Source organism: Yoonia sp. (assembly GCF_014859355.1).
In the GTDB taxonomy this organism is placed as follows: Bacteria; Pseudomonadota; Alphaproteobacteria; order Rhodobacterales; family Rhodobacteraceae; genus Yoonia.
This window is the reverse complement of record NZ_JACUUJ010000031.1, coordinates 1-13169: the sequence shown is the minus strand read 5'-3', so window position 1 is coordinate 13169 and position 13169 is coordinate 1. Positions and strand designations below refer to the sequence as shown.

Below are 13169 nucleotides of genomic sequence, written 5' to 3'. Positions count from 1 at the left end.
GATCCAGATTGATGTAATAACAGGTGATGGCGTCAGTGTTGTCTTGCACGGCGGAACACGTTTAGAGTCAGAGGATCATAAAAGACATTATACGCAACAAAAAGCCCCGCAAGATCTGCGGGGCTTTGGGTTTTCTTGCATTATAACGCGTTAGTGTGCGTGCTGCTTGTCCCAATCAGACTGCTTTGGCAGCGTTTCGAACGTATGCTCTGGCGGCGGGGATGGCAGGGTCCATTCCAGCGTATCGGCATATTCGTTCCATGGGTTGTTTTCTGTTGCAGGCTTGCCGGCCCGCAGGGTGTAGAACAGGATCCCGATGAAGAACACGAACGATGCGAAGGACAGGAAAGCACCCCAGCTGGAAACAAGGTTCCATGTTGCGAAAGCGTCAGGATAGTCGATGTAACGGCGTGGCATGCCCTGACGACCCAAAAAGTGCTGTGGGAAGAATGTCAGGTTCGCGCCGATAAACATCATCCAGAAATGCAGCTTGGCGGCCCATTCAGGATACATCTTGCCCGACATCTTTGGCAGGTAGAAATAGATACCCGCAAAGATCGCGAAAACGGCACCCAGCGACATCACATAGTGGAAGTGTGCGACGACATAGTAAGTATCGTGATACACCCGGTCGATCCCGGCCTGCGACAGCACGATCCCGGTCACACCACCGACGGTGAACAGGAACAGGAAACCAAAGGCCCAAAGCATGGGCGCCTTGAATTCCACCGAACCGCCCCACATCGTGGCGATCCAGCTAAAGATTTTCACGCCTGTCGGCACCGCGATAACCATGGTTGCAAGCATGAAATAGGATTGCTGTGTCAGGGACAGGCCGACCGTATACATGTGGTGTGCCCAGACAACAAAGCCCAGAACACCGATGGCCACCATTGCGTAGACCATTGGCAAGTAGCCAAAGATCGGCTTGCGGCTGAAGGTTGCAATGATGTGGCTGATGATGCCAAAGCCGGGGATAATGATGATGTATACTTCAGGATGGCCAAAAAACCACAAGATGTGCTGGTAAAGAATTGGATCACCACCGCCTTCGGGTTGGAAGAACGTCGTGCCAAAATTCCGGTCGGTCAGCAGCATCGTGATCGCACCGGCCAGCACTGGCAACGCCAGAAGGATAAGCCATGCCGTAACAAACACCGACCACGCAAACAGCGGCACCTTGTGCATTGTCATGCCGGGTGCGCGCATGTTCAGAAACGTCGTGATGATGTTGATTGCACCCAGGATCGAAGATGCGCCCGACAGGTGGACCGCGAAAATCGCCAGATCCATCGACATGCCGCCTTCGTTGGTGGACAGCGGCGGATACAGCACCCAGCCAACGCCAGACCCCAGTTGCCCATTGCCACCCGGTGCCAGCATCGATGCGACACCCAGTGCGGCACCAGCAACAAACAGCCAGTATGACAAGTTGTTCAGCCGCGGGAAGGCCATGTCTGGCGCACCGATCTGAAGCGGCATCAGGTAGTTGCCAAAGCCGCCGAACAACGCGGGGATCACCACGAAAAACATCATCAGAACACCGTGATAGGTAATCAAGACGTTCCAAAGGTGCCCATTGGGCGTGCAGGGCGAACTTGGGTCTGCAATGAACCGCGCGCCTTCGGTGCACATGTATTGCACGCCGGGGTGCATCAGTTCCAGACGCATATAAACGGTGAAGGCGACGGATACGAAACCCAGAACACCGGCGGTGAACAGGTAAAGGATCCCGATATCCTTGTGGTTGGTCGACATGAACCAGCGGGTAAAGAACCCCCGCTCGTCGTGATGTGCGTCGCCGTGGATGGCTGCATCTGCCATTATGGCACTCCTCGTGTTGGCTACTTCTGCAACGCCCCGATTCAAGAACGGGCACGCAATTGTGTTGTTACTAATCGGTTGTCGTGAAAGGAGCAATAATGGATGCGCCATCCTGCATGGGTTAAATTGGCGCAGTCAAAGGGCCGTTGGCGGGGCTTGTCTTGTCGCCGCTTGGTGCCTGATCCTGTCTCATGCAGTCTTGCGCGTTTCGGACAAGGCTGCTTTGCTGGCAAAAACTGCACATGAGGTGACCCATGACGCGCGACATGCCGCCATTTACCATCGGGATCGAGGAAGAATACCTGCTGGTTGACCCATCCACAATGGCACTTGCCAGCGCGCCGGACGGGTTGATCGCAGCCTGCAAGGCCGACCTGAAAGGGCAGGTCAGCCCCGAATTTCTGCAATGCCAGATCGAAATCGGCACGGGCATCTGTCACACGATCGGCGAGGCGCGCGCAGACCTGCGGCATCTGCGCCGGACTGTCGCGCGCCACGCGGCCGATTTCGGGTTGGCACCGGTTGCTGCGTCCTGTCACCCCTTCGGAGACTGGAAAGAACAGGCCCATACCGACAAGGACCGCTATAACGTGCTGTATCGTGAACTGGCTTTTGTGACGCGGCGCATGTTGATTTGCGGGATGCATGTGCATGTGGGCATTCCTGATCAAAATGACCGAATCCGCCTGATCAACCAGTTGAAATACTTTCTGCCGCACCTGCACGCGCTGTCGACGTCATCGCCTTTCTGGCAGGGCGAGGATACGGGAATGCAGTCTTACCGGCTGTCTGTGTTCGACAATATGCCGCGCACCGGGCTGCCGCCGCGCATGACTGATTGGGCGGAATATCAGAACACCGTGCAGACGCTGGTGGATTTGGGATTGATCGAGGATGCCTCGAAAATCTGGTGGGATCTGCGGCCATCGGCCAATTTTCCCACGATCGAAACGCGCATCTGCGATGTGTCGCCCCGGCTAGAGCAGACATTGACACTGGCCGCGCTGACCCAATGCCTGACCCGCATGATCTGGCGGCGCAACCGCGATGGCGGCGGCTGGCGTGTTGTGCAGAATTTCATGATCGCCGAAAACCGTTGGCGCGCGCAGCGCTATGGTGTGTCCGAGGGGCAGATTGATTTTGGTGAAAAACGTCTGATTTCATTTGAACAAATCGCCGGTGACCTGCTGGATCTGATCGCCGAGGATGCCGCCGCCCTTGACTGCGAACCCGAGGTCGCGCGCATCCGCGACATCATCGCGCAGGGCACCAGCGCGGACCGTCAGCGCGCGGTGCGCGATATGGCCCTTGCCCGCGGCGCAACCCCACACGCGGCGATGCAGGCGGTGGTGTCATCGCTGATCGGCGAATTTCACGCGGGGTTGTGATGGGGGAACCCCGCCATGCATCACCGCGTCAAACGTCCGCCTTAACGCCACGTCCAGATCATCCATCGTGACGGGTAACCCAAGGTCCACCAGCGATGTCACCCCATGGGCGCTGATCCCGCAAGGCACGATGCCGTCGAAATGGCGCAGGTCCGGGTCCACGTTGATCGACAGGCCGTGGAACGATACCCATTTGCGCAGGCGAATGCCAAGGGCTGCGATCTTGTCTTCGGCCAGTGTGCCGTCGGGTTGCAAGGGCTTGTCGGGCCGCTGGACCCAGACACCGACGCGGCCCTGCCGGATTTCGCCCCTGACGTTGAAGGTTTCCAGCGTGGCGATCACCCATGCCTCTAGGTCCTGCACGAAACGGCGCACGTCGCGGCCGCGTTTGCCCAGATCAAGCATCACGTAAACCACCCGCTGCCCCGGCCCGTGATAGGTATACTGCCCGCCGCGCCGCGCCTGATGCACCGGAAACCGGTGCGGGTCGATCAGGTCGGCTGGTTTGGCCGATGTGCCGGCGGTATAAAGGGGCGGGTGTTCCAGCAGCCAGATGCATTCATCGGCTTCGCCCCGTGCGATGGCATCGACGCGTGTTTCCATGAATGCCAACGCATCGGCATAATCGGTCAGCCCGTCGCTGATGATCCATTCCGGCATGATCTCAACCCTCTTTGATGCGGATATGACCGTAGACGCCGCCATTGTCACCCCCAGGCCGATTTTTGCACTTGAGTAGGGCAGGGCAGTTGGTTACAGACCCTTCACCAAACCATGGTTTTGCGGTCGTGGCGGAATTGGTAGACGCGCAGCGTTGAGGTCGCTGTGAGGTAACACTCGTGGGGGTTCGAGTCCCCCCGACCGCACCAGAAAATATCCCACAGATCAAAAAATGAACGCGGCTGTCAAAACTTCTTTGCACACCGTCTGCCGTGGCCAAAGCGTTAGAAATTTTAATGTCAAAAGTGGTGGGCGACCCTGGAATCGAACCAGGCGTGCGTCTCCGCGAGGGAGTTACAGTCCCCTGCCACACCTTGCGGCCTGTCGCCCACTGAACGGCTGATTACCTGTGGCCCCAAGGTGCGTCAACCGCAAAAACGCAAGTGACAGCGGATCGTTTGTCGACCTGCCTTCACAGGGGGGGTGATCTCGGGTATCGGCGGAGAACAAGGTGCAGACCGGATCGGACAAAAGATGAAAAAACCAAAGTGGGTCATAGCAAAAGAACAGGACAAACGCGCCGCCGCCAATGAAACGGTGTGGTTGTTTGGCCTGCATGCTGTGCGCGATGCGCTGTTGAACCCCGCGCGGGTCAAGCTGCGGTTGGTGGTGACGCGCAATGCGTTGGAAAGGTTGGGGGAAGCCGTGGAACAGGCAGCGCTTACGCCCGAGGTTTGCGACCCGCGCAAATTTGCCGCGCCGCTGGATCCGCAATCTGTTCATCAGGGTGCTGCGCTAGAGGTCAAGCCGCTGGATTGGGGATCATTGGATGATGTGGCGTTGCGGCCGGGGCATGGCGCACCGCGCATCGTGCTGCTGGATCGCGTGACAGACCCTCATAATGTCGGGGCGATTCTGCGCTCTGCCGAAGTTTTTGGCGCGCAGGCCGTCGTGGCTGTGCAGCGCCATTCTGCCCCGGAAACTGGCGCGTTGGCCAAAACGGCAAGCGGCGCACTGGAACGCCAGCCATATTTGCGGGTGCGCAACCTGTCTGACGCCATGGATGCCTTGAAATCCATGGGCTATCTGGTGCTGGGGCTGGATGGTGAGGCCGAACAGACGATTGAACAAGCATTGCAAGGAAAACGTGACCGCCCCGTCGCGCTGGTGATGGGGGCCGAGGGGCCGGGCCTGCGGCAAAAGACCCGTGAAACCTGTGATGCGCTGGTGCGGATCGATGCAGCGGCCGGGTTTGGGTCGCTGAATGTCTCGAATGCGGCGGCGGTGGCGCTTTATGCCGCGCGGGGGTAATAGCCGTCGCAGTCTGTTCACGATTGTCTGATCGTCCCTTTTGTGCGGCGATTTCATCCCCATCTAATGTTCATGAAGCGCGCCATCGGAACAGGCCGCTTCACCTCACTGTCCCTCGTTCCATACCTGCGCCCGGGTTTTCCGGGCGCTTTTTTATGGCAGGATTCGCGGCTATGGTGCCCACATGACATATAGCGACTCGCATTTGCGCAAAATTCTTGACCGGACCCGCACCATTGCCATGGTCGGGGTTTCGGCTAATCCGGTGCGCCCCAGCTATTACGTGGCGCGCTATCTGGGGTTGAAAGGGTATCGCGTGATCCCGGTCAATCCCGGTCTGGCGGGGCAGACACTGTTGGGGGGAACGGTCTATGCCACGCTGGCGGATGTGCCCGATGATGTGGATATGGTCGATATTTTTCGCCGTTCTGACGCCGTGCCGCCCATCGTGGACGCGGCGGTGGCGCGCTGGCCCAACCTGCAAACGATATGGATGCAGATCGGCGTGGAACACCCCGAAGCCGCCGCCAAGGCCGAAGCACGCGGCGTCACTGTTATCCAGAACCGCTGCCCCAAGATCGAATACCAGCGCCTGAAGGGCGAATTACGCATGGGCGGTTTCAATACCGGCGTGATTTCGTCCAAACTTTAGCGGTTCGCCTTTTCAGCGATCCCTGATGTGCCCTGCCTGCGCGCCAGTTCCGCCATCACATCGTCAAGGCGCACATCCCGCGCGGTCAGCATCACCAGAAAATGATACAAGACATCGGCGGCTTCGGATGTTAGCCGCGCCTTGTCGCCTTTCACCGCTTCGATGATCGCTTCAATCGCTTCTTCACCGAATTTTTCGGCGCATTTTTCTGGGCCTTTGGACAACAGTTTCGCGGTCCAGCTGCTTTCGGGGTCGGCGGTTTTGCGTGTGGCAATCAGGGTTGCCAGATCGTCAAGTGTCATGTCAGCCTCACAGGGATGCCCGCGGCGGCCATATGCGCCTTGGCCTGCCCGATGGTATAGGTGCCAAAGTGGAAAATCGATGCGGCAAGCACCGCCGATGCATGGCCTTCGGTGACACCTTCCACCAGATGATCCAGCGTGCCGACCCCGCCCGAGGCGATGACCGGCACGTTGACCGCATCCGCGATCGTCCTCGTCAGGGCGATGTTGAAACCCGATTTCGTGCCGTCCCGATCCATCGAGGTGAGCAGGATTTCACCCGCCCCCTTTGCGACCACCGTGCGGGCGAATTCCACCGCATCAATGCCTGTTGGCCTGCGCCCGCCATGGGTGAAAATCTCCCACTTGCCGGGGGCCACGGTTTTTGCATCAATCGCCACGACGATACATTGCGACCCGAACCGCATCGCGGCCTCGGCTACCACATTGGGGTCTGCGACTGCGGCGGAATTGAAACTGACCTTGTCGGCACCCGCCAGCAGCAGATCGCGCACATCGTGATGTGTACGCACCCCCCCGCCGATGGTCAGCGGCATGAAACACTGCTCGGCTGTGCGCGTGGCCAGATCATACATTGTGCCACGGTTTTCGTGGGTCGCGTGAATATCCAGAAAGCACAGCTCGTCCGCGCCGGCAGCATTATAGGCGATGGCCGCATCAACAGGATCGCCCGCGTCGATCAGATCAACGAAATTGACACCTTTGACGACACGGCCATCGGCCACGTCCAGACAGGGGATGATACGGGTTTTCAACATGCCGTGACATTTAGGCGGAACAGGGCGAAATGGAAAGAGGAAGGTGATAAGGCAGTGCCATCAATCAAAGGAGTTTTTGATGAAATATCTTATCGCCTCTGCTCTGATCGGGCTTTCCTCCATGGCTGTGGCTGCGGATGTCACGAAACAATCGCCCCTGTCGGTCACGCAAACCGCCGATGGGCTAGAGGCCGCAGTCAATGGGGCAGGTGCAACGCTGTTTGCCCGTGTCGATCACGCCGCAGGCGCGCAAAGCGTGGGTAAATCCATCCCTGACGCGCAACTGCTGATCTTTGGCAACCCCGCACTGGGCACCATGGCCATGGAAGATGACATTCGCGCGGGCCTTGTCCTGCCGCTTCGGGTGCTTGTCTACCAAGACGCAGATGGCAACACCCAGATGACATGGGCCCCGGCCGAGGATATCTTTGCCGGTCTCGATATCGCCCCCGATGCTGAAGTTGTCAGACGTATCAACGCGGCGCTGAACGGGCTGACCGACATGGCAATGAGCGCGAATTAAGCGTCTGATAACGCCTTCAAGGCGGCGCGCAGATCAAGCGCCCCGTCATAAAGCGCGCGCCCTGAAATGGCACCGGCAATCACGCCGGTGTCGCGCAGTGCGATCAGGTCGCCCATGGATGACACCCCTCCCGACGCGATCACCGGAATGCTGACCGCGCGTGCCAGATCGGCGGTGGCGTCGATATTGGGGCCTTTCATCGCGCCGTCGCGCATGATGTCGGTATAGATGATGGCCGCGATACCCGCGTCCTCGAACGACCGGGCCAGATCGGTGACCATCACATCCGTCTCCTTGGCCCAGCCACGGGTCGCCACGCGGCCATTGCGCGCGTCCAGCCCCACTGCGACCTGACCGGGAAAAGCGCGCGCCGCATCCCGCACCAGATCGGGGTTTTCCACCGCGACGGTGCCCAGAATCACGCGCGCCAGCCCCTTGTCCAGCCAGCGTTCAATCGTGGCCATGTCACGAATGCCGCCCCCCAGTTGCGCAGGCACGGGGCAGGCGGCCAGAATCGCCTCGACCGGGGCGGCGTTGACGGGTTCACCGGCAAAGGCGCCGTTCAGATCCACCAGATGCAGCCATGCACACCCCGCATCGACAAAAGCCCGCGCCTGTGCGGCCGGGTCTTCATTGAACACGGTCGTCTGGTCCATGTCGCCATGCACCAGCCGCACGGCGTTTCCGTCTTTCAGGTCAATGGCGGGATACAGGATCATCAGGGCGGCCTTTCGCATGTTTGGCGCGTTTATGCATGGGTTGCGGCAGAATGCAACGCAGGGCGCATTTTGGGGGCAAACGGAATGGACCCAACGTCAGGCTTGATCGGTTGTGGTTTGACCGCGCAATCTCGCGTCACTTCTCAGGAGGGAATTATAGCATGAAAAGACTGGCAATCACCACCGTTGCGCTGTTGGCGCTGTCGGCCCCGGCATTTGCCGACCCGCTGGAAGGGATGTGGCGCACCGCGCCCGATGACAACGGCAATTCCGGCATCGTTCAGGTGGCCCCCTGCGGCGCGGCGCTGTGTGGCACGCTGGTGCAATCGTTTGATGCCAATGGCAACGCGCTGACCACGAACAACATCGGGCGGCAGATCATCTCGCAAACCGTGGCGCAGGGCGATGGGGCATATGGGGGCAAGGTCTGGTCGCCGGACCGCGACAAGACCTATGGTTCCAAGCTGCAACTGACAGGCGACACGCTGTCGGTATCTGGCTGCGTGCTGGGCATCTGCCGCGACGGCGGCACTTGGACAAGGGCGCAATAAGGGGCAGGGGCTTAACTGGCCCGCAACCCGGTTTGCACCAGCATTCCGCGGCGCTTGGCCTCGTAATAATAGCCGCGCGCATACCAGCTGACGGCGGCATCCGCGTCGCCGTCAGCCACCAGCCATGCCCCGCGCAGGTATTTCCCCGCGTAACGCAGATTGGTTTCCGCATCCAGCAGCCCCTCGGGCGATCCACGATAGCCCATGCTGCGCGCCGTTTGCGGTAATATTTGCATCAACCCGTAATAGGGACCGTTGCGCGCCGCCGGGTTATGGGTGCTTTCGCGCCGGATGACCCTGTGCAGCAGCGAAGCGGGGATACCGTGGATAGCGGCGTATTTGTTGATCAATCGGCGCAGTTCTGGGGTTTCGTTGGGGTAAAGCGGCATGTCGCGCTGCGCTCTGGTGACTTGCGGTGTTGATGATCTGCGCGAACACGCGGCCAATACAGCGGCGCTGGAAACAAGGAAAAGACGACGTGTCAACATGGGCAATCCTGCTCTGGTGATTGGCGCGGTGCGCTCGTTCTTCTTTCATCTTTGCGGTGTTGGTATAAAGCATGAACAAAGTCTTTGTGCACCGCGCGTCGGGGTCCAACCTTTGTCCGACAGATATCCGACCCTGTAAACCATGGCTTTGCTATGCAATGACAACGGGCCGCGGCATCATGGCCGCCATTGCAAAAAATTGCCGATCATCCGCAAGCCAGCGGCCTGGCTTTTTTCGGGGTGGAACTGCGTGCCAATGATAGTGTCGCGGCCCACGATGGCGGTGATGTCGCCTGCGTAATCCACATGCGCCAGACGCTCGGCGGGGTTGGCGACCTCCATCGCGTAGGAATGCACGAAATAGGCGTGTTCGCCGGTCGAAATGCCCTCCAGCACCGGATGCGGATGGTCGATCACCAGATCGTTCCAGCCCATATGCGGCACCTTCAGGGCCGGATCGGTGGGGGTGATGCGGCGGATATCGCCCGCGATCCAGCCAAAGCCCGGGGTTTCTTCGTATTCATGCCCCATCGTGGCCAGCATTTGCATGCCGACGCAAATGCCAAGGAACGGCACGGCGCGGGTGATAACGGCCTGCATGATCGCCTCTGCCAGACCGGAATGGGCATAAAGCTGCGCGCGGCAATGCGGAAATGCCCCGTCACCGGGCAGCACGATCCGGTCGGCGCGGGCCACGACATCGGGGTCGCCGGTCACAATGATCGGGCCGGCGTCCACCTCGGCGGCCATGCGTTCAAACGCCTTTTGCGCCGAATGCAGGTTGCCGCTGTCATAGTCGATCAGGACCGTTGTCATAGGCTGCCCTTTGTCGATGGAATCGCGTCCGCCTTGCGCGGGTCAACCTCGACCGCCTCGCGCAGGGCGCGCGCGACAGATTTGAACGCGGCCTCGGTGATGTGGTGGGCGTTGAAACCGTGCAGCTTGTCGATATGCAGGGTGATGCCGCCATGAGTGGACAGCGCCTGAAAGAATTCGCGCACCAGTTCGGTGTCGAAGGTGCCGATTTTGCCAAAGGGCAGATCCAGATTGCAGATCAGATAGGGCCGCGCAGACAGATCCAGTGCGCACCGCACCTGTGCGTCGTCCATCGCCAGATGGCAGGCCCCATAGCGGCGGATGCCGCGTTTGTCGCCCAACGCCTGCGTCAGGGCCTGACCCAGCGCGATGCCCACATCCTCGACCGTGTGGTGATCGTCGATATGCAGATCGCCCTTGGCGCGAATGGTCATGTCGATCAGCGCGTGGCGCGACAACTGGTCCAGCATGTGGTCGAAAAACCCCACGCCCGTCTGATTGTCATATTGGCCGCTGCCATCAAGGTCGATGGTCACGGAAATTGCCGTTTCGGCGGTCTGGCGGGTGATCGTGGCTGTCCGCATGGGTGGTCCTGACTGTCAGTGTTGCCTGCTTCTATAGGCGTATCGCGGGCAGGGGCCAAGGGTGCGCAGGTTTTTCCCCGCTTTTCAGCAAAATTTAAGACATGCACGCCTAAAGTCGGAAATGTTGCTGCCACCCATCAGGAGAATCCGATGAAAGCCCTTGTTTTGCGTGATAATGCCACTGCCACCGCCAAATGCGCCACCGCCCTGATCGACAAGGGGTTTCAGGTTGCCTGCGTTGAAACGCGCAAGGTGGCGCGCGCGTTGATCCAGCTGGACACAATCGACCTGCTGGTGATGGATGAACAGGTGAACGGGCAACTGACCCATGCGCTGGCCCTGTCTGCCGAACGGCGAAACCCCTATGTCAGCACCATCATGTTCACCGACCGGACGGGCCCCGATACGGATGAACTCTATGATCTGATTCCCTGCCTTTATGGGTTGGTGGGGTCAGATAGTGCGGGGCAACTGATCGGCCAACTGGCGCTTTCTTCCACCGAGAATTTTGCAGAGGCGCAGGCGCGTGTGCAAAGGCTTGCCCATGTCGAACAGGCTGATACCGGGTCCGATCTGGTTTTTGACGATGCAGAACTCGATGCCATATTGGCCGCAGAGGACGCCGCCCTAGGCTATACTAATGATGAAATGGCCGAACCCGCGCCTGTCGCGGCGCCAACCAACCCTCTGGTTGACCAGAATGCGGGTCTGCGCGTTGCAACAGATGATCCGCAGCTATCGCAGGTTGATACCACCGGAATTTGCGGTGCTGAACTGACGCAGTATCAGGATTTTGATTCTGCAAAAGGCGGCGATCTGGCCGACCCCGCTGGCCCGCTGATTCTAACGGATTTTGACGCGGTGAAATTAGCATCTTTTTCCGCCGCGCATAGCTATCTGATGCCGGGGCAGGAATTCATGGCAAGGGATGCACCCACGCGCTTTGCCGCAGCATCGTGACGATTGTGCTGTGTCAAAGGGGCGTCAAAAGTTCGAATTCAGTGTCAGCCCGACCGACACCGTATTGCGGGTGAAACGGCTGATGTTGCTGTCTGCAACATTGCCACTGATCTGAAGCCCGGGGGTGAAACCGGCATAGGTCAGATCATTAAAACCCATGTTCATACTATAGAAAAACGTCAGATCTTCGCGGCCTCCATCAACAGGAAAGATCAGAACATAGTCTGGATAATCCGACCATTTGACACCGCCACCAATGGCCAGCGTGACCGGGCCAAATGGGTCTGCCCAAGCATATGACCCCTCTAGGCTCCAGTCATCATAGCTATAATTCACGCTGTCGCCTTCGCTGTGGGTATAGGTCAGCGTTGCGCTGATCCGGTCACGGCTGTTCAGCCGGTGCGCCAAGGTGCCGCGCAATGCCGTGCGATCAATCGTGCCGATATTGGTCTGCGCGTAGGTCTGGCGCTCCTGTGTGGCCACCACCTGCAAGCTGGTTGCATCGGTCAGGGGCAGGGCGCGGCCAAGGGTCAGACGCTGAAAATCATAGTAATCCTTGCGGCCAAAATCATAGGTGCCAAAGGTCAGACGCGCCGACATGCTGCCGCTGTCCAGCGCCCGGTCATGGCCCAGCGTCACATCTGCCGCATCGGTGGCAAAGGCACGGCCTGAAACCCCTGCCGCGGCAGCGCTGTCCTCCAGCCTGACCCGCGACCCCTGATAGCTCAACGCCACCGTTGTGCGCTGTTCCGCTGATTGCGACAGCCGGTATTGCGTGCGCACCCCCAGCACCGCACGGATCCCCGCAAGCGCCTGCGCATCCGGTGACAATGTGCCATCGGGCAGGCCGGGTGCTGTCAAAATATCATCGTCCGCGCCACCATTGACGTTGTTGGAAGGGACCAGCGCAAACGAAATGGCATTTGACCACGGGTTCAACCGGACCAACTGTGCGGCGTCCTGCGTTGTGCGGGCGGTTTCGTCATCAGTGGGCGCCACGGTCAACGCCCGGCGCAGCCAGAACGTGGCCAGGGTGAAACGCTCTTCGCGGGCATAGGCCAGCGCGGTCAGGCGCGCCGCCTCGTATCGCTGCGCATCCGTTTCCGACAGCGCCCATGCCCGCGCCCCCGCCTTGCGCCCGGTGGCCGGATCAGCCGCAGCCGCGACAATGACCAGCGCCGCACGGTCATCGGGGTTGGCCTGCAACAGGCCTTGGGCGATCTGCAAGGCCGTGTCGGTGTCGCCCGCCAGAAAGGCCCGCGTGGCTATCACGCGGGCCTCTTCCAGCGACACCTCGATTGTCGTTTGCGCGCTGGCCATCACACCGCAAAGACAGATCGCCAGCGCAACGATAGTTTTATTCATTCACATCTTCAACGTTTTCATCATTGCAGATTGCCGCTTCACCGGCTGTGCCGCACTGGCTCAGAACAAAGATCCCGTATTCTGCTGCGTTGGGAATATCCAGGAAAGTGTCGTCATCAATGAAAATGCCGCCGCTCATTGAACTGGCGTTTGTGCCCCCCAGAACGCCTGCATAGCTGCCAATACCTTTTAATCCGGCGTCTTCTGCGGTTCCGGCAAATGAACCGTCGGCGTTCAGTGCCGTCGCGGGCAAGAAAACAGTGTCAAC

At 59.5% G+C, this 13169-nt stretch carries 15 protein-coding genes, 2 tRNA genes and 1 pseudogene; 7 read left to right on the top strand and 11 right to left on the bottom strand.

Features of this window, described 5'->3' with window-relative positions; genetic code table 11:
• Positions 1–150 precede the first annotated feature (150 nt).
• Positions 151–1824 (bottom strand): cytochrome c oxidase subunit I, encoded by a 1674-nt coding sequence (ctaD, locus tag IBX59_RS11230; RefSeq protein WP_296375510.1) that lies wholly within the window; start codon positions 1822–1824, stop codon positions 151–153.
• A gap of 254 nt (positions 1825–2078) precedes the next feature.
• On the opposite strand from ctaD, the gene IBX59_RS11225 reads away from it, so the two are divergent.
• The gene (locus tag IBX59_RS11225; protein ID WP_296375507.1) at positions 2079–3212 is read left to right on the top strand and encodes a carboxylate-amine ligase; all 1134 of its coding nucleotides are present in this window, start codon (positions 2079–2081) and stop codon (positions 3210–3212) included.
• Here the strand turns inward: IBX59_RS11225 and lipB are convergent.
• Positions 3177–3872 (bottom strand): lipoyl(octanoyl) transferase LipB, encoded by a 696-nt coding sequence (gene lipB / locus IBX59_RS11220; RefSeq protein WP_296375505.1) that lies wholly within the window; start codon positions 3870–3872, stop codon positions 3177–3179. The two genes, IBX59_RS11225 and lipB, sit on opposite strands and share 36 nt — an antisense overlap.
• A gap of 122 nt (positions 3873–3994) precedes the next feature.
• Here lipB and IBX59_RS11215 point away from each other — a divergent pair.
• Positions 3995–4081, top strand: a tRNA-Leu gene (locus IBX59_RS11215).
• A 97-nt stretch (positions 4082–4178) separates the two neighbouring features.
• On the opposite strand, the gene IBX59_RS11210 is transcribed toward IBX59_RS11215, so the two are convergent.
• A tRNA-Tyr gene (locus tag IBX59_RS11210) sits at positions 4179–4262 on the bottom strand.
• A gap of 144 nt (positions 4263–4406) precedes the next feature.
• Between IBX59_RS11210 and rlmB the strand changes: the two genes are divergently transcribed.
• Together rlmB and IBX59_RS11200 are read left to right on the top strand one after the other, a co-directional pair.
• Positions 4407–5183: a 23S rRNA (guanosine(2251)-2'-O)-methyltransferase RlmB gene (gene rlmB, locus IBX59_RS11205; protein ID WP_296375504.1), complete on the top strand. Its 777-nt coding sequence runs from the start codon at positions 4407–4409 to the stop codon at positions 5181–5183.
• 184 nt (positions 5184–5367) lie between these two features.
• A complete protein-coding gene (locus tag IBX59_RS11200; RefSeq protein ID WP_296375502.1) occupies positions 5368–5835 on the top strand; it encodes a CoA-binding protein in 468 nt (155 codons plus the stop codon).
• Here the strand turns inward: IBX59_RS11200 and IBX59_RS11195 are convergent.
• Together IBX59_RS11195 and hisF are read right to left on the bottom strand one after the other, a co-directional pair.
• Entirely contained in the window at positions 5832–6137 is a 306-nt protein-coding gene (locus IBX59_RS11195; RefSeq protein WP_296375499.1) for a phosphoribosyl-ATP diphosphatase, read from the bottom strand. The genes IBX59_RS11200 and IBX59_RS11195 overlap by 4 nt on opposite strands.
• Positions 6134–6895, bottom strand: a complete 762-nt coding sequence (hisF, locus tag IBX59_RS11190; RefSeq protein WP_296375498.1) for an imidazole glycerol phosphate synthase subunit HisF — start codon at positions 6893–6895, stop codon at positions 6134–6136. Before hisF ends, IBX59_RS11195 begins: the two co-directional genes overlap by 4 nt.
• 79 nt (positions 6896–6974) lie before the next feature.
• Between hisF and IBX59_RS11185 the strand changes: the two genes are divergently transcribed.
• Positions 6975–7418 carry a DUF302 domain-containing protein gene (locus IBX59_RS11185; protein WP_296375496.1) on the top strand — a complete coding sequence of 148 codons (444 nt, stop codon included), beginning with the start codon at positions 6975–6977 and terminating at the stop codon, positions 7416–7418.
• Here the strand turns inward: IBX59_RS11185 and hisA are convergent.
• Complete coding sequence (gene hisA / locus IBX59_RS11180; RefSeq protein ID WP_296375494.1) at positions 7415–8137, bottom strand: 1-(5-phosphoribosyl)-5-[(5-phosphoribosylamino)methylideneamino]imidazole-4-carboxamide isomerase; 723 nt, start codon at positions 8135–8137, stop codon at positions 7415–7417. The two genes, IBX59_RS11185 and hisA, sit on opposite strands and share 4 nt — an antisense overlap.
• A gap of 161 nt (positions 8138–8298) precedes the next feature.
• Here hisA and IBX59_RS11175 point away from each other — a divergent pair, with 161 nt between their 5' ends.
• Entirely contained in the window at positions 8299–8688 is a 390-nt protein-coding gene (locus tag IBX59_RS11175; RefSeq protein ID WP_296375492.1) for a DUF2147 domain-containing protein, read from the top strand.
• A gap of 11 nt (positions 8689–8699) precedes the next feature.
• On the opposite strand, the gene IBX59_RS11170 is transcribed toward IBX59_RS11175, so the two are convergent.
• From IBX59_RS11170 to hisB, 3 genes are all read right to left on the bottom strand, one after another.
• Complete coding sequence (locus tag IBX59_RS11170; RefSeq protein ID WP_296375488.1) at positions 8700–9176, bottom strand: lytic transglycosylase domain-containing protein; 477 nt, start codon at positions 9174–9176, stop codon at positions 8700–8702.
• 177 nt (positions 9177–9353) lie between these two features.
• On the bottom strand, positions 9354–9992 hold the full coding sequence (gene hisH / locus IBX59_RS11165; protein WP_296375486.1) for an imidazole glycerol phosphate synthase subunit HisH: 639 nt from the start codon (positions 9990–9992) through the stop codon (positions 9354–9356).
• Positions 9989–10576, bottom strand: a complete 588-nt coding sequence (gene hisB, locus IBX59_RS11160) for an imidazoleglycerol-phosphate dehydratase HisB (protein ID WP_296375484.1) — start codon at positions 10574–10576, stop codon at positions 9989–9991. Before hisB ends, hisH begins: the two co-directional genes overlap by 4 nt.
• A 150-nt stretch (positions 10577–10726) precedes the next feature.
• Between hisB and IBX59_RS11155 the strand changes: the two genes are divergently transcribed.
• Positions 10727–11536, top strand: coding sequence for a hypothetical protein (locus IBX59_RS11155; RefSeq protein WP_296375481.1), 810 nt, complete (start codon positions 10727–10729; stop codon positions 11534–11536).
• 24 nt (positions 11537–11560) lie between these two features.
• On the opposite strand, the gene IBX59_RS11150 is transcribed toward IBX59_RS11155, so the two are convergent.
• Both IBX59_RS11150 and IBX59_RS11145 read right to left on the bottom strand, forming a co-directional pair.
• Positions 11561–12901 (bottom strand): surface lipoprotein assembly modifier, encoded by a 1341-nt coding sequence (locus IBX59_RS11150; RefSeq protein ID WP_296375479.1) that lies wholly within the window; start codon positions 12899–12901, stop codon positions 11561–11563.
• Positions 12894–13169: pseudogene (locus tag IBX59_RS11145) on the bottom strand (hypothetical protein); the annotation flags it as partial. The pseudogene IBX59_RS11145 and the gene IBX59_RS11150, both read right to left, overlap by 8 nt.

What these genes read in the sequence shown, in the direction of transcription:
- ctaD (WP_296375510.1), bottom strand. Translation starts at nt 1,824, where the DNA reads ATGGCAGATGCAGCCATCCACGGCGACGCACATCACGACGAGCGGGGG.
- IBX59_RS11225 (WP_296375507.1), top strand. Translation starts at nt 2,079, where the DNA reads ATGACGCGCGACATGCCGCCATTTACCATCGGGATCGAGGAAGAATAC.
- lipB (WP_296375505.1), bottom strand. Translation starts at nt 3,872, where the DNA reads ATGCCGGAATGGATCATCAGCGACGGGCTGACCGATTATGCCGATGCG.
- rlmB (WP_296375504.1), top strand. Translation starts at nt 4,407, where the DNA reads ATGAAAAAACCAAAGTGGGTCATAGCAAAAGAACAGGACAAACGCGCC.
- IBX59_RS11200 (WP_296375502.1), top strand. Translation starts at nt 5,368, where the DNA reads ATGACATATAGCGACTCGCATTTGCGCAAAATTCTTGACCGGACCCGC.
- IBX59_RS11195 (WP_296375499.1), bottom strand. Translation starts at nt 6,137, where the DNA reads ATGACACTTGACGATCTGGCAACCCTGATTGCCACACGCAAAACCGCC.
- hisF (WP_296375498.1), bottom strand. Translation starts at nt 6,895, where the DNA reads ATGTTGAAAACCCGTATCATCCCCTGTCTGGACGTGGCCGATGGCCGT.
- IBX59_RS11185 (WP_296375496.1), top strand. Translation starts at nt 6,975, where the DNA reads ATGAAATATCTTATCGCCTCTGCTCTGATCGGGCTTTCCTCCATGGCT.
- hisA (WP_296375494.1), bottom strand. Translation starts at nt 8,137, where the DNA reads ATGATCCTGTATCCCGCCATTGACCTGAAAGACGGAAACGCCGTGCGG.
- IBX59_RS11175 (WP_296375492.1), top strand. Translation starts at nt 8,299, where the DNA reads ATGAAAAGACTGGCAATCACCACCGTTGCGCTGTTGGCGCTGTCGGCC.
- IBX59_RS11170 (WP_296375488.1), bottom strand. Translation starts at nt 9,176, where the DNA reads ATGTTGACACGTCGTCTTTTCCTTGTTTCCAGCGCCGCTGTATTGGCC.
- hisH (WP_296375486.1), bottom strand. Translation starts at nt 9,992, where the DNA reads ATGACAACGGTCCTGATCGACTATGACAGCGGCAACCTGCATTCGGCG.
- hisB (WP_296375484.1), bottom strand. Translation starts at nt 10,576, where the DNA reads ATGCGGACAGCCACGATCACCCGCCAGACCGCCGAAACGGCAATTTCC.
- IBX59_RS11155 (WP_296375481.1), top strand. Translation starts at nt 10,727, where the DNA reads ATGAAAGCCCTTGTTTTGCGTGATAATGCCACTGCCACCGCCAAATGC.
- IBX59_RS11150 (WP_296375479.1), bottom strand. Translation starts at nt 12,901, where the DNA reads ATGAATAAAACTATCGTTGCGCTGGCGATCTGTCTTTGCGGTGTGATG.